Origin of the sequence: Faecalimonas umbilicata, assembly GCF_042846195.1 — a bacterium.
GTDB lineage: Bacteria > Bacillota > Clostridia > Lachnospirales > Lachnospiraceae > Faecalimonas > Faecalimonas umbilicata.
In genome coordinates, this window is sequence record NZ_AP031411.1 from 2070308 (window position 1) to 2092122 (window position 21815).

At 44.1% G+C, this 21815-nt stretch carries 17 protein-coding genes; 2 read left to right on the forward strand and 15 right to left on the reverse strand.

Translation table 11 applies throughout. From position 1 onward, the window contains the following. Nucleotides 1-11: 11 nt before the first annotated feature. The 8 genes from ACGG81_RS09885 to ACGG81_RS09920 all read right to left on the reverse strand — a co-directional run bounded on the left by ACGG81_RS09885 (nucleotide 12) and on the right by ACGG81_RS09920 (nucleotide 10678). On the reverse strand, nucleotides 12-1862 hold the full coding sequence (locus ACGG81_RS09885) for an ABC transporter ATP-binding protein (protein WP_270601223.1): 1851 nt from the start codon (nucleotides 1860-1862) through the stop codon (nucleotides 12-14). After that, complete coding sequence (locus ACGG81_RS09890) at nucleotides 1862-3589, reverse strand: ABC transporter ATP-binding protein (protein WP_390108110.1); 1728 nt, start codon at nucleotides 3587-3589, stop codon at nucleotides 1862-1864. Before ACGG81_RS09890 ends, ACGG81_RS09885 begins: the two co-directional genes overlap by 1 nt. A 275-nt stretch (nucleotides 3590-3864) precedes the next feature. Further along, nucleotides 3865-5004 (reverse strand): toxic anion resistance protein, encoded by a 1140-nt coding sequence (locus tag ACGG81_RS09895; protein WP_116441298.1) that lies wholly within the window; start codon nucleotides 5002-5004, stop codon nucleotides 3865-3867. A gap of 42 nt (nucleotides 5005-5046) precedes the next feature. Then, entirely contained in the window at nucleotides 5047-6405 is a 1359-nt protein-coding gene (locus tag ACGG81_RS09900) for a 5-bromo-4-chloroindolyl phosphate hydrolysis family protein (protein ID WP_270601224.1), read from the reverse strand. Nucleotides 6406-6738: 333 nt separating this feature from the next. After that, nucleotides 6739-6996, reverse strand: coding sequence for an HPr family phosphocarrier protein (locus ACGG81_RS09905; RefSeq protein WP_009262366.1), 258 nt, complete (start codon nucleotides 6994-6996; stop codon nucleotides 6739-6741). Nucleotides 6997-7041: 45 nt separating this feature from the next. Beyond that, entirely contained in the window at nucleotides 7042-9000 is a 1959-nt protein-coding gene (locus ACGG81_RS09910; RefSeq protein ID WP_119987800.1) for a fructose-specific PTS transporter subunit EIIC, read from the reverse strand. Between the two features lie 10 nt (nucleotides 9001-9010). Further along, a complete protein-coding gene (gene pfkB, locus ACGG81_RS09915; RefSeq protein ID WP_009262368.1) occupies nucleotides 9011-9931 on the reverse strand; it encodes a 1-phosphofructokinase in 921 nt (306 codons plus the stop codon). Continuing rightward, nucleotides 9932-10678, reverse strand: a complete 747-nt coding sequence (locus tag ACGG81_RS09920; protein ID WP_117501124.1) for a DeoR/GlpR family DNA-binding transcription regulator — start codon at nucleotides 10676-10678, stop codon at nucleotides 9932-9934. It abuts the gene before it with no gap. A gap of 231 nt (nucleotides 10679-10909) precedes the next feature. Here ACGG81_RS09920 and ACGG81_RS09925 point away from each other — a divergent pair, with 231 nt between their 5' ends. Next, a complete protein-coding gene (locus ACGG81_RS09925; protein ID WP_119987797.1) occupies nucleotides 10910-11605 on the forward strand; it encodes a hypothetical protein in 696 nt (231 codons plus the stop codon). A 174-nt stretch (nucleotides 11606-11779) separates the two neighbouring features. On the opposite strand, the gene ACGG81_RS09930 is transcribed toward ACGG81_RS09925, so the two are convergent. Together ACGG81_RS09930 and cysK are read right to left on the reverse strand one after the other, a co-directional pair. Next, nucleotides 11780-12040 carry an HPr family phosphocarrier protein gene (locus ACGG81_RS09930; RefSeq protein WP_117576586.1) on the reverse strand — a complete coding sequence of 87 codons (261 nt, stop codon included), beginning with the start codon at nucleotides 12038-12040 and terminating at the stop codon, nucleotides 11780-11782. A 113-nt stretch (nucleotides 12041-12153) separates the two neighbouring features. After that, nucleotides 12154-13083, reverse strand: coding sequence for a cysteine synthase A (cysK, locus tag ACGG81_RS09935; protein WP_117576587.1), 930 nt, complete (start codon nucleotides 13081-13083; stop codon nucleotides 12154-12156). Nucleotides 13084-13400: 317 nt separating this feature from the next. Here cysK and ACGG81_RS09940 point away from each other — a divergent pair, with 317 nt between their 5' ends. Next, a complete protein-coding gene (locus tag ACGG81_RS09940) occupies nucleotides 13401-13601 on the forward strand; it encodes a cold-shock protein (protein WP_008974930.1) in 201 nt (66 codons plus the stop codon). Between the two features lie 172 nt (nucleotides 13602-13773). On the opposite strand, the gene ACGG81_RS09945 is transcribed toward ACGG81_RS09940, so the two are convergent. The 5 genes from ACGG81_RS09945 to ACGG81_RS09965 all read right to left on the reverse strand — a co-directional run bounded on the left by ACGG81_RS09945 (nucleotide 13774) and on the right by ACGG81_RS09965 (nucleotide 21720). Then, entirely contained in the window at nucleotides 13774-15171 is a 1398-nt protein-coding gene (locus ACGG81_RS09945) for an aldehyde dehydrogenase (RefSeq protein ID WP_117576588.1), read from the reverse strand. Next, entirely contained in the window at nucleotides 15168-15404 is a 237-nt protein-coding gene (locus ACGG81_RS09950) for a hypothetical protein (protein ID WP_009262374.1), read from the reverse strand. The genes ACGG81_RS09945 and ACGG81_RS09950 overlap by 4 nt, the downstream gene beginning before the upstream one ends. A 222-nt stretch (nucleotides 15405-15626) precedes the next feature. Further along, complete coding sequence (locus tag ACGG81_RS09955; RefSeq protein ID WP_390108118.1) at nucleotides 15627-20105, reverse strand: PolC-type DNA polymerase III; 4479 nt, start codon at nucleotides 20103-20105, stop codon at nucleotides 15627-15629. Nucleotides 20106-20123: 18 nt separating this feature from the next. Continuing rightward, on the reverse strand, nucleotides 20124-21179 hold the full coding sequence (ispG, locus tag ACGG81_RS09960) for a flavodoxin-dependent (E)-4-hydroxy-3-methylbut-2-enyl-diphosphate synthase (protein ID WP_008974926.1): 1056 nt from the start codon (nucleotides 21177-21179) through the stop codon (nucleotides 20124-20126). 79 nt (nucleotides 21180-21258) lie between these two features. After that, nucleotides 21259-21720, reverse strand: a complete 462-nt coding sequence (locus tag ACGG81_RS09965; protein WP_008974925.1) for a hypothetical protein — start codon at nucleotides 21718-21720, stop codon at nucleotides 21259-21261. Between the last annotated feature and the right edge of the window lie 95 nt (nucleotides 21721-21815).

The window sequence follows — 21815 nt, forward strand, 5'->3', positions numbered from 1 at the left end:
TTCTTTCCTTTTTATTCCAATTCAAACTGTCCCGTATATAACTGGTAATACCTTCCTCTCTGCTCCAACAGCTCCTCGTGATCTCCCCGCTCGATAATTTCCCCATGATCTAACACCATGATCGCATTGGAATTTCTAACCGTAGAGAGCCTGTGAGCAATGACAAATACTGTACGTCCCTTCATCAGAGAATCCATTCCTTTCTCGATCAATCGCTCCGTTCTTGTATCGATAGAACTTGTCGCCTCATCAAGAATCAGCACCGGAGGATCTGCAACTGCCGCCCTTGCAATTGCAAGCAACTGTCTCTGCCCCTGTGACAGATTTGCACCGTCACTTTCGATCATCGTATCGTATCCGTTTGGGAGGCGCCGGATAAAAGAATCTGCATTGGCCAGTTTCGCTGCCTGCTCCACTTCCTCCTGACTTGCATCCAGATTTCCATAGCGGATATTTTCTGCAATCGTCCCCGTAAATAAATGAGTGTCCTGAAGTACCAGTCCAAGAGATCTTCTAAGATCTGCCTTCTTGATTTTTTTCACATCAATCCCATCATAAGTAATACATCCGCCCTGCACATCATAAAAACGGTTGATCAGATTAATGATCGTCGTCTTTCCTGCGCCAGTCGAACCGACAAAGGCAATTTTCTGACCTGGCTTGGCATAGAGACTGATCTTCTTTAAGATCTGTTTCTTTTCTGTATATCCAAACTCTACCTCATGAAAGCGTACATCTCCACAAAGCGGGACCACTGTCCCATCCTCCGTATCTTTCCATGCCCATTTTCCACTTCTCTCTCTGCATTCCTCCAAAGAGCCATCTTCTTTTTCCCGAACTCTGCACAGTGTGACAGTTCCCTCGTCCCACTCCAGTTCTTCGTCCATCATATCGAAAATCCTCTCTGCTCCGGACAATGCTGCCAGCAGGAAATTGACCTGCATTGTAAACTGATTGACCGGCATCGCACTCTGCCTGACGTAAACTAGATACGATGCAAGGCTTCCGAGATCCATCATCCCTTGGATCACAAACAAACCACCTACACATGCAGAAACCGCATAATTGACATAGGAGAGGCTGACGATTGTCGGAATCAGCATCCCGGAATACTGAAATGCACTTGTGGAAGCTTTCCGGAGATTTTCATTTCTTTTGGAAAATTCTTTAAAATCCACCTCTTCATGGTTAAACACTTTTTCGACTTTCTGTCCATCCACCATCTCCTCGATAAATCCGTTGACCTCACCTAAATATTTCTGCTGGCTGTTAAAATACCGTTTTCCCCTTGCACCGCTATACTTTATAAAGAAAAACATCAAAAGCATGAACACCAACACAATCAGTGACAACTTAAAATTCAGAAGAATGATACAGATAATTGTTCCGGCAATCGTAAAAAAACTCTGGATCAAAGTTGTGAAACTGTTGTTTAACGCTTCTGAGATTGTATCTACATCATTTGTAAATCGACTCATAAGCTCCCCATGTGTATGTCCATCAAAGTATGACAATGGAAGCCCCTGAGTGTGACGAAACAAATCTTCTCTGATCTCACTTACCACCTGCTGTCCCGTACGCGCCATAATCTGTCCATAGCCATAAGTTGCAAGTACACCTACCGCATACATCACTCCCATAAAGAAAAGCATTCTCGCAAGTCCTTCCACATCCCCCGGAAGAATATAGCGATTGACAACCGGCTTTAAAAGATATGTCCCAAGAATGCTCGCCACACTGCTGACAGTAACAAGGATGGCTACAATGGCCACGGCAATCTTATGTACACCGAGATACCCAAGTAATCTTTTCAATGTTTTCTTTGTGTCTTTTGGTTTTTTATAGTTCATCGTCCTTGCCATTACAGTCCACATCCTTCCTGCTGAGAGTAATAAATCTCTTGATAAATCTCATTTCGCTGCAACAGTTCCTCATGTGTTCCACAATCATTCAGCTTTCCATCTTCCATGATCAGAATCTGATCCGCATGCATCACCGAAGTAATTCTCTGTGCAATAATAATTTTTGTCGTATCAGCGAGATTGTTCTGCAACGCCTCCCTGATCTTCGCCTCGGTTGCTGTGTCTACTGCACTTGTAGAATCATCCAGAATCAAAATGCGCGGCCGCTTCAGCAATGCTCTGGCAATGCACAGTCGTTGTTTCTGTCCACCAGACAGATTCACACCACCTTGTTCCACCTGTGAAGAAAGTCCATCTTTCATCTGTAAAAGAAATTCATCGGCACACGCCATACGACATGCTTTCATCAACTCTTCCTCGCTTGCATCTTCTTTTCCCCAGCGCAGATTGTCCGCAATCGTGCCCGTAAACAACGTATTTTTCTGAAGTACCATAGCGACCGCCTCACGCAGATGCTTCAGCGGATATTGTTTAACCGGTATTTGATCGATCAAAATTTCTCCTTCTGTCACGTCATACAACCTTGGGATCAGCTGTACAAGTGTAGACTTTGCAGATCCGGTCCCTCCAATGATTCCTACCGTCTGCCCCGGTTCAATATGAAAAGATACATTCGAAAGCACATATTTTTTTCCTTCTTTTTTATATTTAAAAGAAACATTCCGAAATTCAATCTCTCCGGCTTTGATCTCACCTGTCGCTTCCGGATCCTCTTTCAGATCAATCTCTTCATCAAGTACATCCAAAATCCGCTTTCCAGAAGCCATCGCTCTTGTCAGCATCAGAAACACATTTGAGATCATCATCAGCGAGTTTAAAATTTGAAGAACATAGCTTAAAAAACCTGTCAGTTCTCCGACCTCCATCTCCCCGGCAAAGATCAGTTTTCCTCCGAACCATAAAATGCATATGATCGTTGTATACATGACAAGCTGCATGGCAGGCATATTTAGCACAGCTGTTCGAAAAGATTTCTCAGAAATACTTTTTAGTTCCTGATTGACCTGCGCAAATTTCACTTTCTCATAATCTTCCCGGACATATGCCTTCACAACACGGATTGCCGTCAGATTTTCCTGAATCATCCGGTTTACAAGGTCTATTGCCGACTGCATCCTCGTATACAGTGGTCTGACTTTTCGGATCACAAGCCAAAGGCAGATTCCAAGTGTAGGCGCCGCGACAAAGAATACAAGCGCCAGCTTCGCATTCAATAAGAAAGACAAGATCATTCCGGTCACCATCATTAATGGAGCCCGGATCAGCGGACGGATTCCGTTTGAAACAGCATTTTGGATCAATGTCACATCACTTGTCAATCTCGTTACAAGCGAAGAAGTGGAAAACTTATCCGTATTTGAGAAAGAAAATTCTTGTATTTTACGATATTCCGCCTTCCTGAGTTCTGCTCCAAGCCCCTGCCCACAAAGTGCCGCAAACCTGGCATACCCGATCCCGAGAACTAGAGAAATCCCGGCACAGAATACCATCTGCAATCCTCTCTCCAGAATATATGCCTGATCTCCATTCGCCACGCCAACATCAATGATATCTGCCATGATCATCGGAATGATCAGCTCAAAAAGCGTTTCAAATGCCACGCAAAGGCAGCTTAGCACCGCATACATCTTATACTTTTCCATGTACACATAAAACCGTTTTAGCATTCCATCAAACCCCTTCCTTTTTCTCTAACACTTCTGCAATCTTCTCTTCCTGCGTATACCTCTATACATATACAACTGTCACAGTTACAATATTTTCATATACATTAGTTGTATATACAACAATCATCTTTATCATAAACATATTTTTTTCCATTGTCAATGAAAAGCACCAATAAACTCTTTCCTCTTGCAATATGAAAGGCTGCGGAAGTATTCTCTCACCTCCGCAGCCTCTCCTGCATTTTCTAAAACATCGCTGTTCTTTTTTCTCTGTACTAATGAATCTCCAAAAGCTTCTGCTTTAGTTCCCCTTCCATACGATTTAACTCCACCTCTGCTGCACGACGTTTTTCCTTTCCCTCTGTCTGGATTTTCATCACTTCATCCAGCGTAGCGATCAACGACTCATTTGTCGCCTTCAGTGTTTCCATATCCACAATGCCTCGCTCCGTCTCTTTTGCGGTCTCAATCGTTGCCATTTTCAATGTCTCTGCGTTTTTGCGGAGCAGGGCATTTGTCATGTCGGTCACTTCCCGCTGTGCTTTCGCGGCCTTCGCAGAATTTTCCACACCGATTGCCAGTACCATCTGACTCTTCCAAAGCGGAATCGTATTGACGATCGTCGACTGAATCTTCTCTGACATTAATGTATCATTGCTCTGCACAAGACGAATTTGCGGAGCCATCTGAAGCGAAACCGCCCTTGTCAGTTCTAAATCATGGATCTTCTTCTCAAACCGATTACAAAGAGACGAAAGATCACTTACCGCCTGTGCATCTTCCGGCAATCCGCTTCCCTTTGCCTTTGCTTCAAGCTGTGCCATCTCTGTAGTGCGCACTTCTTCCAGCTTTCGTTTTCCTGCAGCAATATACATCGACAATTCTTTAAAATAAGTGACATTTAATTCATACATTTTGTCAAGCATTGCAATATCTTTCAATAACTGAATCTGATGGCTCTCAAGTGCATCACAGATTCGCTCGACATTTCCTTCCGCCTTCTCATACTTTGCTTTCATATTTGCCAGCTTATTCCCACTTTTCTTAAAGAAGCTAAAAAAGCCCTTATCTTCCTCTTCTTCCTCTAGAGTTCTCAACTCCGATACGACACTTGCCAGCATTTCCCCTACTTCTCCGAGGTCTTTTGTGCGCACATTCTCCAGCGCCGTCTCTGAAAAATCCGCCATCTTCTTCTGCGCCCCTGCACCGTACTGTAAAATCATATTGGAACTGTGCAGATCAATCTTCGCCGCAAATTCTTCCACCATGCGTCTCTCTTCCGGAGAGAGATTCACTTCCTCTTCTTTCACAAGTGGCTCCGGTTCCTTCTCTGCCACCGCCGCCTTCTCTTCTCCGAATGGGTCCAACGTCAATGTCGGCGCTTTCTGCATCATCTCATCTAAATCCTGTGCCATCTTGATTCCTCCTATCCTCATCTGCCATTTTCTGACACACTTCTAAAAATCACTCTCTTTGTAGCCTTCCCTCGCAAACATTGCTTCCAGCACAGAGATATCTGCTGACACATCAAATGCCGTATCCTGAAACAAGTCATCCAAAAGCTTCTCAAATGCGACAATGATCGTATCCATCGTGCGCTCAATCTCTGTCATTGCTGTTGTAACATTCTCACCTTTGACCGGAAGTCCGTCAAACTCCCGATAAGTATTGACCAGCTTCAATGTTGTCGGCAAATAATATTCCATAAATTTTTTCATCTCTCCCGCCTGCTCCGGATGACGGATCACGGACTCAAAAATCTTACTGATGATCAGTTCCAATTTATCTAATTTCGCCGAAATCACCTCTCCCGGAATTGCATCATTTGCCTCTCGAAGTGACGTAATATATCGTCCACCTTCCTGAACCATCTCCTGAATTTCCGGAGAAATCTCCTGGGCTTCCTTTTTCTCCTCTCTCCGCTGCTCTTTCTTCTGCTCTGCCTGTCTCTGTTTTGCCGCCTTCTGCTCTTCTTCTCGCTGTTTCCACGACTGCTGTGCCTGTAAATACTGTTGATACGACTTATCATCCAACATCAGACAAGTCCCCTGCTCATCAATATGCCCTTGAGGAAATGCTCCCCGTCGGATCATCTTCTTTAACTCCCTCAACATCTCTTTCTCCGAAAGATTCATCTTCGCCGCCAGTTCCTCAATCTGACAGAACGCTCGTCCATTTAATATTTCCACACAGCGAAGCACTTTTTTATATCCTTTTCTGTTGGAAAGCCCTTTCCATAAAAGTATCAGCGACAAAATAAAAATCGGAAGCTGAACAATTAAGGAAATACCTAGCAGATGCAGGTGCCCGGTAAACAGAGAAGAAATCAGCAAAATCAGCTCCAACAAGCCTCCCAAACCAAGTCCCAACGAGCCAAACACGATCAGCAAAATCCCAGATACTTTCCCAACTGGCTGAACCCTCTTCTCATACGTCGCTGCCGGCTGACTTTGACCAGCACCACCTGCATACTTCTTTCTCCCATATGCCTGCTCTGCGCTTCCTGACCGTGCTGTGCTTCCATAAGTTCGGTCTGCGCTTTCTGACTGGGTTGTTCTTTCATAAGTACGCTTCTGACCTCCCATATTCTGTTGCCACTTGGACTGGTCTGCACGGTCGTATTTGCTATGAGGATCTACATGCGGAAGGAAATCCGTATCTCTGTATCCCCCAAACTGCCGTCGTGCTTCCTCCAGTGCCTGGTTCACTGTCCTTCCGATATCCTGATTCAACTTACTGAAGTTCATCGACCGCATCGCATCGTCGACCATCTTGCTGACCTGCTCACCTATATTCGAAAAATCTCTGTTATCCATAACTCTATCGCAGCCTTTCTCTTTTTGCGCTCTGATTTTCTTCTATTATATAAAAAACCAAATTTTTTTACAATGAACTTTTTCTAAAAATCATTCCTGGAAAGGAAGATACAGTCTCCCTTCAACCATTCTTTGCTTTGCTTCTTTGGAATCCATCATATATTTTTCCTCCTCACCTTCTATATTTACAATTCAATGCTTAAAAGCTCTTCGTCTGATTTTTGCGTCCATTTTTGCTTTTTCTATCTTACTATAGATTACATGAAAATAAAAAAAGGAGCAATCCCTTTTCCTGTGAATCGCTCCTACAATCTTTGTTTTTCTAAATACTTTTTATAAATTTTCTTTAAAAAATGTTTCCATTGCCGCTGCTGCCTCAGCTTCATCGGCTCCTTCTACCCGAATTACAACTTCTTCTCCCTGCTTTGCCGCAAGCCCCATCACACCGAAAATACGCTTCGCATCTGCTGCTTTTCCTGCTTTCTCAATTTTGATATCCGATGCAAATTTTGCCGCCTCTTTGACAAGAAGACCCGCCGGTCTGGCATGAATTCCCTGGCTATCTGTGATTGTGTACTTAAATTCTTTCATTTTCTTTTCCTCTTTTCTTTCTTTTTCTCTTTATTTTCATCCGCTCTACCTTTTTTTCGGAAGCGGTTTTTTCAGGATCACAATACCTGCCATCGCAATAACAGAACCTAATGCCAACGCGATCAAAAACATCGGTGCATGATCCATGATTCCTACTACAAAGATCCCTCCGTGCGGCGCTCTTGATCCACATTCAAAAAACATGGAAAGTGCCCCTGAAACCGCAGAACCCAGCATACACGGTGGAATGATGCGGAGTGGGTCTGATGCTGCAAACGGAATTGCTCCTTCTGTAATAAAAGAGAGTCCCATAATATAATTTGTGATCGTCGTCTGTTGTTCGCTCTTCGTAAAGCGGTTTTTAAAAAATGTTGTCGCCAGCGCGATTGCAATCGGCGGTACCATCCCTCCGATCATGACCGATGCCATAATCTCATACTGTCCACTTGCAATCGATGCTGTTCCAAATACATATGCTGCCTTGTTAAACGGTCCTCCAAAATCAACTGCCATCATTCCTCCAAGCACCGCTCCTAACAGAAGTCTGCTTCCTTCTCCCATACCTGCAAGCATATCATTCAGCCAGGTATTAAACGCTCCCACAGGTGGATTTACGATAAACACCATGATTGCTCCCATAAGAAGAATTCCAAAAAATGGATACAACAGCACCGGCTTAGTTCCCTCCAGCGCATGCGGCAGACGCTCAAATACCTTTTTCAAAAGCAACATCAAATATCCTGCCACAAATCCCGCGATCAATGCCCCGAAAAATCCAGACGAAATCCACTGGTCTTCCGGAAGAAATACTGATGTTCCCGCTTTTGCAAGCAATCCTCCGACAATCCCCGGCATCAAAGCCGGACGATCCGCAATGCTCATTGCAATGTATCCCGCAAGAATCGGGAACATCATCCCAAACGCGGTGTCTCCGACTGTCTTTAAAAATCTGGAAAATGTATTTCCGGTTCCAAAAATATCCGTTCCTGCATTCGCACCGTCAAACAGAAATGCCAAAGCGATTAAAATTCCTCCGCCGATTACAAACGGCAACATATGGGAAACTCCGTTCATTAAGTTCTTATAAATCTTTCTTCCGAATGACTCTTTCTCTCCACCAAATGCTTCCACTTCTTCTTTCCGGTCGCTGTGATACACAGAAATTGTTCCACTTTCCGCCTCCTCAATCAGCTCTTTTGCCCTGTGGATTCCATTTGCAACTTTTGTCACGATGACTGGCTTTCCATCAAATCTTGCCATTCTGACATCTTTGTCCGCTGCTACGATAATACAGTCACATGATGCAATTTCCTCTGGTGTCAGTACATTTTTATCTCCACCAGAACCATTTGTCTCTACCTTAATGGTATATCCAAGTTCCTTTGCTGTCCGCTCAAGACTTTCTGCCGCCATATAAGTATGAGCAATTCCAGTAGGACAGGCTGTCACTGCAAGAATCTGGTAACGTCCCTCTGACGACTGATGCTTTTCCTTCTCCTGCTCTTCTTTCGCATTTGTTTCTTCCGAAGCATCTTCCTCCCCAAATTTTTCTTTCTCCGCCTCATCTACGTATGCGAGGAACTGTTCCACCGATTCTGCATGAATCAGATTCTCCCGAAAAGCTTCATCCATAAGAAGCATGGACAGTCTTCCAAGTACTTCCAAATGAATATTATCCTTCGTATCTGGAGCTGCGATCAAAAAAATCAGATTCACAGGAAGTCCGTCCAGCGAATCATAATCCACACCGTTTTTTACAACCATTGCAGCAAGTCCTGCTTCCTTTACTACCGGTGTTTTCGCATGCGGAATCGCAATTCCTTCCCCGATTCCTGTTGTTCCTTCTTCTTCCCGCTTCTTTACACAGGATTTGTAGATTTCTTCATCTGAAATATTTCCGGATTCTACCATCAGTGAAACCATATGGTCAATTGTCTCTTCTTTGGAAGTCACTTGTCCATCAAGATCAATGCTACATCTCTTTAATAAATCTGTAATCTTCATATCTTTCCTCCTACAATCCGTATTCCTCCGGTGGTTGCTGCAAAAGCTTTACAATCTCGTCTTTTCCCGCAAGCCAGGATAAAAATGCACTTGCACTTCCCGCCGCAATTCCAAGCTGAAGCGCTTTCTCATAATTATTTGTATTAAGGTAACCTGTCAGAAATCCCGCAACCATGGAATCTCCTGCTCCGACAGAATTAACTACATTCCCTTTCGGCGGCATCTTTCTGTAAACCTTTCCGTCTTCCGTCAAAAGAAGTGCCCCATCTCCTGCCATCGATATCAGCACATTGACTGCCCCCATTTCCTGCAGCTTTCTCGCATAGACAATGATGTCTTCCTCCTGTTTCAGTGTCACTCCAAACAATTCTTCTAGTTCATGATTGTTTGGCTTGATCAAAAATGGGTGATACTTCAGCACATTCAAAAGCAGATCTTTTGTAGCATCTACTACGATGTGGATTTTTCTTCCTGCAAGCCGCTCCATAATTCTCTCATAAATATCTTCCGGAAGTGTATTGGGGATGCTTCCTGCAAGTACAAGAATATCTCCTTCCTGAATCTGCTCCAGCTTTTCAAACAATTCCCGGATTGCCTCCGCTGTAATTTCCGGCCCCTGTCCGTTAATCTCACTCTCTTCACTTGCATTAATTTTTACATTGATCCTCGTCATTCCCTCTTTCAGTCTGATAAAATCTGTCGTACATCCAAAATCGGTCAACATCTTCTCCAGTGCATCTCCGGTAAATCCTGCTATAAATCCAAGCGCCCTGCTTTTCATACCAAGATTTGCCAATACTACAGACACATTGTTTCCTTTGCCGCCGGGATATATCGCCTCACAAGACGTCCGATTGACTTCCCCCAGTGTCAGATTTTCTATCTGGACGACATAATCTAACGAAGGATTAAAGGTTACTGTATAGATCATCTATTTCACCTCCACAATGTTTTTATACTTTTTCCATCTGGCATCCTGCAAATCTGTTGTAAGCACTGTCGCTTCATGAAATGTTCCAAACCGCACCGCGGAAATCTTTCCAATCTTTGTACTGTCTGCCAGCACATAACACTCTCTACATTGCTTCATTGCTTGTTCCTTTACAAAAGCTTCATGAATGTCCGGTGTCGTAAAACCAGCCTCCTCATGAATTCCGTTCGTTCCAAAAAATCCCTTTGTAAAATGGTAGCGTTTCAAACTCTCCATCGTTTCACCGCCAACAACAGCCTCTGTCGCTGCCTTTAATTCTCCACCTAGCAGGAACACCTTATATCCTTTCTCTGCGAGTGTGCGGGCATGCACAATTCCATTTGTCACAAAAACAGCTCCTTGCTCGCAAATCCAGTCGATCAAACATCCTGTCGTTGTCCCCGCATCCACATATACAAAATCATTCTTTTTAATCCGTTCTGCGGCATACTTTGCAATCCTTTGCTTTTCTTCCATATTCATGTCTTTTCGAACGGATACCGCCTCATCTTTCGTCGTATACCCCATCTGAAGCGCCGTCGCACCCCCATGTACTTTTACAAGCTGGTGTCGTTTATGTAATTCTGTCAGATCTCTGCGGATCGTCGATTCGGAAGAATCTAGTAACTCTGTCAACTCCTGGACCGTCATCGTCTTTCTCTCATTGACCAGCCTGATAATTTCATGAAACCGTTCTTCTGCCAGCATCTCGCTACCTCTCTTTCCTTTTTGTTGATTCCATATTACAATCATTTTCAATCATAGTCAATCAAAATCATTCAAAAAACTTCACCAAATTTCCTGTTTTCGTTTTAGACATTTTTACTAAAAGATCATTTTCTAAGCAATTGTAAAAAAGATTGTTTCTGACAAAAATAAATAGTATAATAGGCACATAACAAACTGATGCGCGCATCACACGATAAAGGAGGAACCTCTATGTCCAAAAAATCTAAAGCGGCAGGAGATGCCGATAAAATACACGAAGTAAAACAAACTGCGGAACAGGATCCAGCCGTTTCCAGTGCACTTTTTTGTGGGACGGACTTTGATATCTGTGAACCAGTCCCTTCCACCAGTTCAAAGGAAGCCGACATCCTTCCATTTTCAGATGTCTCTTCCGAAACAGAAAAAACGTCTGAAACAAACAATTATGCAGACCTTTCCGGGACAGGTAACACCTCTTCCGAAAACAAGGCGATTGCCTCTGAACCAGTCTCTTCTGGTGCTTCCAAACAATCAAACACTGTAGCATCAGATTCTTCCTATGAAGAAGAACCCCTTCAGAGCGATACCAGACACGAGCGACGCTCCTTCTTCTCCAAAACAGCAAGAAAATCTGCTCCTTCGCTGGAAGAACAGATTCTCGCCCGGATAAACGATGCAGATCTGATGCGCTATCTTGAGATGGAACATGAAAAACTTCATCTGCTTCAGTCGCGGAAAGAATCGCGTGAAAAGCGGCTGTTTACAATCCTTCAGCTGCTCTTGTCACTCGCTGCTGTTGTCACTGTAGTCTTTCTTCTGAGAGATAACCCAACTGTGCTCGTCAATATTTTATATATCACTGGAATCATTGTCGTTCTCTGGCTAGTGAAAAACCCTCTCGAGAAAGACCGTAAGAAAAAAGATTGATTTCGGAAAGGCAGTATTTCCGAACATACAAAAAGAACGAAGCCCCTCAGGACTGTCTTAAAAAGTCAGTTTTTTCTTCTCACTTTTTAGGACGATTCCTTTTGGCTTCGTTCTTTTTTCTCAAAAATTCTCTTTCCATCTCTCTTCTCAAATTTGTTTTTATGACAGATCACACTAAAGCTTCTCTATAAAAAACTTTTGGATTGCTTCTGCCGCTTCCTCTTCATCTTCGCCTTGGACAGTAACGTAGAGTCTGTCTCCCTTGCGTGCAATCAGACTGATGATCCCCAATAGACTTTTCCCACTCACCATCCGCACTTCTTTCTTCTCCACTTCAATCTCGGAACGAAACTCTTCTGTCATGTCTACAAACTCGACCGCCTCCTTCATATGAAGTCCCGCTTCCTTTTGAATTACATATTCCAGTTTTTTCATTAGCTTCTACAACCTCCTCTCCCCGCAAGATATTTTTATGTCATAATTATACAAAAATAGTTTTGTAAATTCAATATATTTTATTCACTTTTTCTAATTATCTTTCCTTTTTCCTATTCAAACAGCGGTGTGGATAAATATCTCTCCCCGGTATCCGGAAGTAAGACTACGATTGTCTTCCCTTCATATGCTTCCTCTTTTGCGATTCGGATTGCCGCACACAGAGCTGCTCCAGAAGAAATACCAACAAGAATCCCCTCTTCTTTTGCAAGAAGTTTTGCCGCCTCATATGCCTCTTTAGTTTCCACAGTCACAATCCTGTCATAGATTTCTGTGTCAAGAATCTCCGGCACGAACCCCGCACCAATCCCCTGAATTCCATGTACACCAGCCTGCTCGCCTGACAATACCGCTGATGTGCGAGGCTCCACAGCTACTACCTCGATCGTTTGGCTCTTTTCTTTCAAATATTTTCCTGTTCCGGTAATAGTTCCACCTGTCCCTACTCCCGCAACAAACGCATCTACGTTTCCTTCCGTATCTTCCCAGATTTCCGGACCTGTCATACGGTAATGTGCGTCTGCATTGGCTGGATTGACAAACTGCCCAAGCACAACTGCTCCTTCTATTTCCCTCTCCAGTTCTGCTGCTTTTTCTATCGCACCTTTCATTCCTTTTTTTCCTTCTGTCAGCACAATTTCTGCCCCGTAACCCTTCAGAAGTTTTCTCCGTTCAACACTCATCGTCTCCGGCATTGTAAAGACCGCACGATACCCTCTTGCAGCCGCAATCGCTGCCAATCCAATTCCTGTATTTCCACTTGTCGGCTCAATGATGACAGCTCCTTCTTTTAAAATCCCTCGTTCTTCTGCATCCAGAATCATTGCGAGTGCTGCTCGATCCTTCACGCTTCCTGCCGGATTAAAATATTCCAGCTTCACCAGTATCCTTGCCTGCAATCCCAGATTTTCTTCTATCTTTTTCACCTCCAACAAGGGAGTTCTTCCAATTAACTCTGTCATCGTTGTATAAATTTTCGCCATGTTGTTCCATCCTTTCTGTCTCATTCTATTTTACATACTGCGAATATGTTTCGCAGTTAGTTTTAACTCACTTCCATCCTATTATAGCATGCATCTGTTTCCTTGTGAACTCCCTTTCTCACGACTGACCTCCTTCCTGCACTTTTACCTGCCTGCACTGCCTCCTCCTATCTTTTTATTTATATATTTTGCTATTTTTGTGATGTTCTTTTCTTGTTTTTTTATATATTTTGTTGACATTCTACCATCATTATGCTATCCTCAAGAAGTGTTCAGCACATCTGGACAACAGATTTATTTTTTATGGAGGTAACACAATGAACAAAGGTACTGTAAAATGGTTTAGCAACCAAAAAGGGTATGGATTCATTTCTGACGAAGCTGGAAACGATGTATTCGTACATTACTCTGGTCTGAACATGGAAGGATTCAAGACTCTGGAAGAAGGTCAGGCAGTGGAATTCGAAGTGACAGAAGGCGCTAAAGGACCTCAGGCAATCAATGTCGTAAAACTTTAATCAGAATCTTTACTGTGCCTTTTATTTATATATATTAATTTCGATATTTCATAATTAAAAAGCAGTACTTGTATTACGTGATTAAAATAGAGCTGATGGCAGATTTGGGAAGTTCCCTCTGCCGCCAGCTCTTTTCTTTTTGAGTTCTTTGCTAAAGTTGATCAAAACTACTTTACATCAGCTTCTTTAACAATTTTAAATGTCCTTTATACGGTGGATATCGAACCGGAAGATCTAGCCACAGGGCCTTTTTCAAAATGCTCTTTCTATGGGTAAATGTATCAAACCCTGCTTTTCCATGGTAGGATCCCATTCCACTTTCCCCAACACCTCCAAATGGCATATGCGAAGTAGCCAAATGGACAACTGTATCATTGACACATCCCCCGCCATAGGAAATCTGTCCGAGTACCTTTTTTTCTGTCCTGCGGCTTCTTGTAAAGAGATACAATGCCAAAGGTTTTGGCCGACTGTTGATCTGTGCGATTGCTTCATCCAAATCTTCATACACAAGTACCGGAAGAATCGGACCGAAAATTTCTTCCTGCATCACTGGACTGTCCCAGGATACCCGTGTCAGAATTGTTGGCTCAATCTTTCCTGACTTTCTAGCCCATTCTCCTCCAACAACAGTATGCCGCTGATCAATATATCCACAGAGTCGATCAAAATGTTTTTCATTGATGATCTTCGGATACTCTCTGTTTTTACATGGCTGCATTCCATACAACTTCTCAGTCATCCTCTTCAGATAAGTGAGCAACTTTTTTCTCACACTTTTGTGTACAAGCACATAATCCGGTGCCACACAAGTCTGACCTGCATTCAGAAATTTTCCCCACACAATCCTTTTTGCTGCCAGTTTCAGATTGGCTGTCTCATCAACAATACACGGACTTTTTCCGCCAAGTTCCAGACTGACCGGAGTCAGATGCTCTGCTGCTTTCTTCATCACATACTTTCCAACTTCCATGCTTCCTGTAAAAAAGATATAGTCAAATCTTTCGTTCAACAAACTCTCATTCTCTTGTCTTCCACCTTCTATGCAGCAGACATATCCCGGTACAAAAAGTTCCTCCGTCATCTCCCGCATCAGCCTGGAGACATTTGGGGAATAGGCGGATGGCTTTAATACTGCACAGTTTCCCGCGCCAATTGCTGCAACAAGCGGTGCAATAGTCAGTTGAAACGGATAATTCCACGGAGACATGATCAGCACAACCCCATATGGTTCTGCATAAATCCGCGATTTTGATGGAAATTGTGTAATAGGTGTCGGAACTTGCTTTGTCGCAGCCCACCCACGCAAATGCTTCATTGCATATCGGATTTCTTCTTTCACAATTCCTATTTCTGTCGCATAGGCTTCAAAAGGCGCCTTGTTCAAATCTTCCCACAGCGCCTTCTCTATTGCCTCCTCATGCGCTTCTATCCACTGATACAGCTTTCTCAATTGAATCAGCCGAAAAGAAACATCCTTTGTCACCTGTGTCTGAAAATATTCCCTCTGTCCCTTTAATACCTTCTGATAGTCTGTCATATCTTCTGCCTTTCTGTATGGATCATTCATACTTTACAGAGCGTCTCCCACGCTTCCGTCTGTAACCTTTCTTTTTCGCTATCATTATAAGAAAAATGTGCTGCTTTTACAACACCATCCGGCATAGAATCTTCAATGCTTTTCTCACTCCTATCCTCGCCGCCTTCTTCCAGCACAAGCAATTCTTCCAATCTGGCCTTCGGCGCAAAATAAGTAAAAAATACGCTCTTGTTCCATGTTTTCTTTTCCACTTGTTTCATCATACAACTCTCCCTTTTCTCTTTCTTTTTACTTTTTCTTTTGTTCTGCTGTTTGGAATAACGGCGGGAAAGATCATCCAGCCGGGAAAACAAGAATGTTTTCATGATTCATTTTCTCTTTTGAAATTCTACTTGAAATGGTAAGCGGCGAAAAAAACCGCTTACCGATATTTCTTATCATAGCACACTTCCCCTAAAAGGGAAAGTCCCTATTTGTTTAATCTTTTACAGATCAAACAGTGACAGCTGATTCGTTTCCGGCAAATCGCCAAACATCCCAAGATCCGCCATAAAGTCAATGACAGTTTTACTAACCTTCGTCCGCTGTCTAAAATCGTCTCTCGAAAGATATGGTCCATCTTCTGCTGCCATCTCCACTGCTTCCGCCGCCTTATCGCCCATTCCTTCGATGCTGGAGAGCGGCGGCATCAATTTGCCGTCAATGATCTGAAATTTTGTCGCCTTCGCCCGATAAATGTCAAGCGGAAGAAATTCATACCCTCTCGCATACATCTCCTGCACGATCCGCATATCTTTGAGTGTATCCTGATCCTTTTTACTCAGAGAATCCGAACGGTTCTTGTAGTCCCGGAGATAAAACTCCAGTTTTTCCTTGCCCTGACACATCAATTCATAGGAAAATGCAGATGCACGGATACTAAAATATGCCGCATAATATGCCAGCGGATAATTGACTTTGCAGTAGGCAATCCGGTATGCCATCATGACATAGGCCGCTGCATGGGCTTTCGGGAACATATATTTGATCTTCTTACATGACCAGATATACCAGTCGGGAACGCCCGCCGCCTTCATCGCATCTTCCCATTCCGGCTTCAGCCCTTTTCCCTTACGGACACTCTCCATGATCGTAAAGGACAGCTCACTTTCCATTCCGGTATTGATCAGATACGTCATAATGTCATCACGAGTACAGATAGCTGTAGAAATCGTCGCTTTTCCCTCCTGGATCAACGTCTGTGCATTATTCAGCCATACATCCGTACCATGTGACAAACCAGAGATACGGATTAGGTCAGACAACGTCTTTGGCTTTGTATCCACAACCATCTGGATAACGAAATCAGTCCCAAACTCCGGGATTCCAAGACATCCCACCGGACATCCTCCGATATCCGAAGGCTTGATCCCAAGAGACCCTGTATCCGCAAAAAGCTGCATCACTCCCGGGTCATCCAAAGGAATCTCTGTCGCCTTAAACGGCTTTCCGGTCAGCTGCTCCACAAGTTCCTCCAGCATCTTGATCATCGTCGGATCATCGTGCCCGAGAATATCAAGCTTCAGCAAGTTATGGTCGATCGAATGATAGTCAAAATGTGTCGTGATAATGTCTGTCGTCATATCATTTGCCGGATGCTGCACCGGTGTGAAGGAATTGATATTCTCCCCGTGAGGCAGTACGATGATTCCTCCCGGATGCTGCCCGGTGCTCCGCCGGATCCCGGTACACCCTTCCACGATCCGCTCAATCTCACACTTCCGCTTTCTGCTTCCATGCTCCTCATAATAATTTTTTACAAATCCGAACGCCGTTTTCTCCGCCAACGTTCCGATCGTCCCGGCGCGGTACGTCTGCCCTTCGCCGAAGATGACCTCGGTATACTTATGTGCATTACTCTGATAATCTCCCGAGAAATTCAAGTCGATATCGGGCTCTTTATTTCCCTTAAATCCAAGGAACGTCTCAAACGGAATATCAAATCCATCTTTGACAAGCGGTTGTCCACAGTTCGGGCATACTTTATCCGGCATATCCCATCCACATCCTCCGGCAAATGCACGCACTTCCTCCGACTCAAAATCACTGTAATGACAGTTGGTACAGTAATAATGCGGGCTGAGCGGGTTTACCTCGGTAATTCCCGCCATCGTCGCCACGAAAGAAGAACCGACAGAACCTCTGGAGCCAACAAGATATCCATCCTCGTTTGATTTCCACACCAGCTTCTGCGCAATAATGTACATCACGGCAAATCCATTGGAAATAATGGAGTTCAATTCCCTCTCAAGACGTTCTACAACGATCTCAGGAAGTTCTTCCCCGTACATACTATGCGCCTTATCATAACAGATATTCCTCAGTGTCTGGTCCGAATCTTCAATGACCGGAGGACACTTATCGGGCCTCACCGGGGAAATCCGCTCGATGGAATCGGCGATCTTATTTGTATTCGTGATCACGACTTCCTCCGCCTTCTTAGATCCGAGATAAGAAAATTCTTCCAGCATCTCCTCCGTTGTCCGAAGATACAGCGGCGGCTGGCTGTCCGCATCAGAAAATCCTTTTCCGGTCATAATGATCCTTCGATAAACCTCACTGTCCGGATCCATAAAATGCACATCACAGGTTGCGACAACTGGCTTTTGAAATTTCTCTCCAAGCTGTACGATCCTCCTGTTCATGTTCTTTAGATCTTCCTCACTCTTAATATTTCTCTGCTTCTCACTGGCGATCATAAATGCGTTGTTGCCGATCGGCTGGATTTCCAGATAATCGTAATAATCTACGATCTTTGCGATTGTCTCTTCCGATTTCCCATCCAAAAGCGCCCGATATAATTCGCCCGCCTCGCAGGCACTTCCAAGGATCAACCCTTCCCGGTACTTGTTGAATTCGCTTTTTGGAATTCGCGGACGTCTCGCAAAATATTTTAAGTGCGAGAGGGAAACAAGTGTATACAGATTCACTCTTCCCACTTCATTCTTTGCAAGAATGATCGCATGGTAAGTCGGCATTTTCTTGATCGCATCCGGGTTCATATCCCCAAATGCATTGACTTCTTTTAAAGTCGTCATCCCTCGTTCCTTTAACATCTCAATAAATTTCACATAGATTTCCGCCGTCGCTGCCGCATCGTCCACAGCACGGTGATGATTTTCCAGGGAAATGTTTAATGCCTTCGCCACAATATTCAACTTATATTTGGACAAGGTTGGAAGCAGTACACGGGCAAGTCCCACAGTGTCCACCGAGGTAAATGTCCGGCTTCTTCCAAGTCTGACACAGTTCTGCTCAATAAATCCCACATCAAATCCTGCATTGTGCGCCACAAGCGCAGACTCACCGACAAAATCAAGAAATGCCGGAAGTGCCTCCTCAATCTTTGGAGCCTCCAGTACCATGTCATCTGTAATGTGCGTGAGCTGCTGAATCTCAAACGGGATTGGGACCTCTGGATTGACAAACGTACTGAATCGATCCACGATCGCCCCGTCCGTGATTTTAACCGCCCCGATCTCTATGATCCGGTCTTCCGCCGCGCTGAATCCGGTTGTCTCAATATCAAATACAACAAACGTGTCATCCAGTGTCTGTCCCTGTTCGTTGACAGCGATCTCTGTCAAGTCGTCTACAAGATATGCTTCCACCCCATATATGATCTTAAATGGATCCTCCTTGTCAAGTCGTTCCACATAATGATTGGCATCCGGGAAGGCCTGCACTACGCCATGGTCCGTAATGGCGATCGCCTGATGTCCCCAGTCATGTGCCCTCGCCACAAGCGCCTGCGCCTCAGATACTCCGTCCATATCACTCATTTTCGTGTGGCAGTGAAGCTCCACACGCTTCTCTGGGCTGGTATCCTTCCTCGTTGTCGTAAAGTCACTGATCTTACGGATACCCACAACGGAACCGATCGTCAGCTCTCCATCAAACTTATCAATCGTCGTCACTCCTTTGATCTTCAAAAAAGCGCCTTTTTTGATTCCTGCGAGAATCTCAGGAAGCTGTTCATTTCTCGTGAACATCTTTACCATGATCGTATCCGTGAAATCTGTGATTGCAAACATGACGATCGTCTTCTCATTTCGAATCTCTCTCGTCTCCAGCTTCAAAATCTTTCCGCGGATCGTAATCTCTCCCATCTCTCCGACCACATCGGAAAGCGGAATTGCCTCGTCCTCAAAATCCCTTCCATATAGTACATCCGGATTGTCAGACCGCTTCGGAGAGCGGTAAAATTCCTTTTTCTGAAATTCCCTCTTTGGAAATTCCTTTTTCTTCGGTTCTGCAGGTGCTTTCTCCTGTTTCGGAGCACTTTCCTTCTTCTTTACTCCTTCTGTCTTTTCCTTCTTCTGAGCGATCTTTTCCTCATGAAGGCTTGCATTCTGCTCCAGAATTGCATCTACTTCCTGCTGAATCCGAATTTCTCCGTGTTTCTTATTCTTACTTTCTTGCGGCTCCCGATACAATACTTTAATCTTCGTCGGAACCTGACACCGCTCGTTAAAAATCCGGTCAATGGTTCCTACAATCGCATCTTTTTTCCCTTCTGCCACAATGGAATCTGTCATCTCAATGCAAAGAGTCTGCGTGTCCTCAAATGTACACACTGCATTTTGAAACATATTGTACTCTAACATACTCTGTCGCTGAAATTCATATAAAATACTATCCCGATACTCCCGCAGAAGATTTTCCGGTGTATAAAGCTCCGAAAGCTGATAGGTCTCTACCACCTCAACCTGAATCTGTGTATGTCCGAATAATTGTTCCCGGATCATCTCTTCCATCTTGCAGACAGACCGCTTTGCAATCAGATGGGTGCTGCATATATGTACCCGTATAAAATCTCTCAGAGAAGTGGTCGTGACTTTCATCACTTCCACTTCTCTGAAAAGATTCTCATATTCTTTATTTACTTTTAATGTCGGAAATACATCAAAAAATAATTTTCCCATGTATCATCTGCCATCCTTCTATTCGTTCCAATTCAAAAGTTCTTCTCTTAATACAGACAAGAGCTGCTCTTCTTTGACCTTTTTGATAATTTCACCCTTTTTGATCAGAAGTCCTTCCCCGATTCCTCCTGCGATTCCGATATCTGCTTCTTTCGCTTCTCCCGGACCGTTTACTACACAGCCCATCACAGCCACCTTAATATCAAGCGGAATATCTGCCACCATATTTTCCACCTGATTCGCAAGTCCGATCAAGTCAATCTTCGTTCTTCCGCAAGTTGGACAAGATACAACTTCAATACCGCCTTTTCGAAGTCCCAGTGTCTTTAAGATTAATTTTGCAGACTTGATTTCTTCCAGCGGATCTCCGGTCAGCGACACACGGATCGTATCTCCGATCCCCTGATATAAAATGATTCCAAGCCCGACCGAAGACTTAATATTGCCCGACAATACCGTTCCGGACTCTGTGATACCAACGTGCAGCGGATACGGACACTGCTTTGCGATCAGCTCATGTGCTTTCACACACATCAAGACATCTGAAGATTTAATACTGACAACAAGATTATCATATCCCATCTCCTCGATCAAGCGCACTTTGTCCATTGCACTTTCCACGATTCCTTCCGCAGTCACACCGCCATATTTTTCTAAAAGCGGTTTCTCCAAAGAGCCACTGTTCACTCCAACGCGAATTGGGATATTGTATTCCTTTGCCTTATCGACAACCGCCTGCACTCTGCTTCTGTCACCGATATTCCCCGGGTTGATCCGGATTTTATCCGCACCGTTTTCGATCGCAGCGATTGCAAGTCGGTAATCAAAATGAATATCCGCCACAAGCGGGATGTGGATCCGCTTCTTAATCTCCCGGATTGCCTCTGCCGCCTCCATCGTCGGCACTGCACAGCGGATGATCTGACATCCTGCCGCCTCTAATGCAAGGATTTGCTGCACAGTCGCTTCCACATCTTCTGTCTTTGTATTTGTCATCGATTGGATCGCAACCGGATTGCCTCCTCCGATCTTTACGGTTCCAATCTGAATCACTTTTGTATCTTCTCTTGTCATGGTCGTTACTCCTTTCCGTCCCATTTGAAAACCCTCTATGAAAATTGCTGCATTCTCTTAGAGGGCATGTTCTTCTGCACTATTTTTTATCAAAAACCAACTGATCTCCGTACTCCCGCTCGGTAAGTGTCAGCTGATTGTTCTGTACACTGTAATCGTATGTGGCTGTGATCTCACTCAATGCTGTTTCCAGCATATCGGCAGTATATTTTCCTTCCGATTTTTCTTCTGCTTCCAGAAGAGCTTCCTCATCTGCCTTAAATGTCACCGTCTTGCTATCCTTATCCAAAAGGTACTCCATGCCGATCGTCATCTTCTCGTCTTCGAAAATTTCTTCCCAGTCAACCAGAAGTGTTCCATTTCCCTTGATCGTCAGCACAAGCTGCTGCTCGGTGCTTTTCCATGTCCCTTCCAGCGGATTCCCGGTAAACATCTTAAACAAGAAAAATGCCCCGATCAAAATAATTAGTACACTCGCCGTGGATATGACAATCCTCCATGCCATACTACGTTTCTCTTCATTGCTCTTTGCGATAAACATACTACCCCTTCCTTCCCTGCAAGTCATTGAAGTATCTCCTACTGTCATCTGAATTTCTCATCACTTCCCACAATAGAAAAATTGCTTCTCGCCCT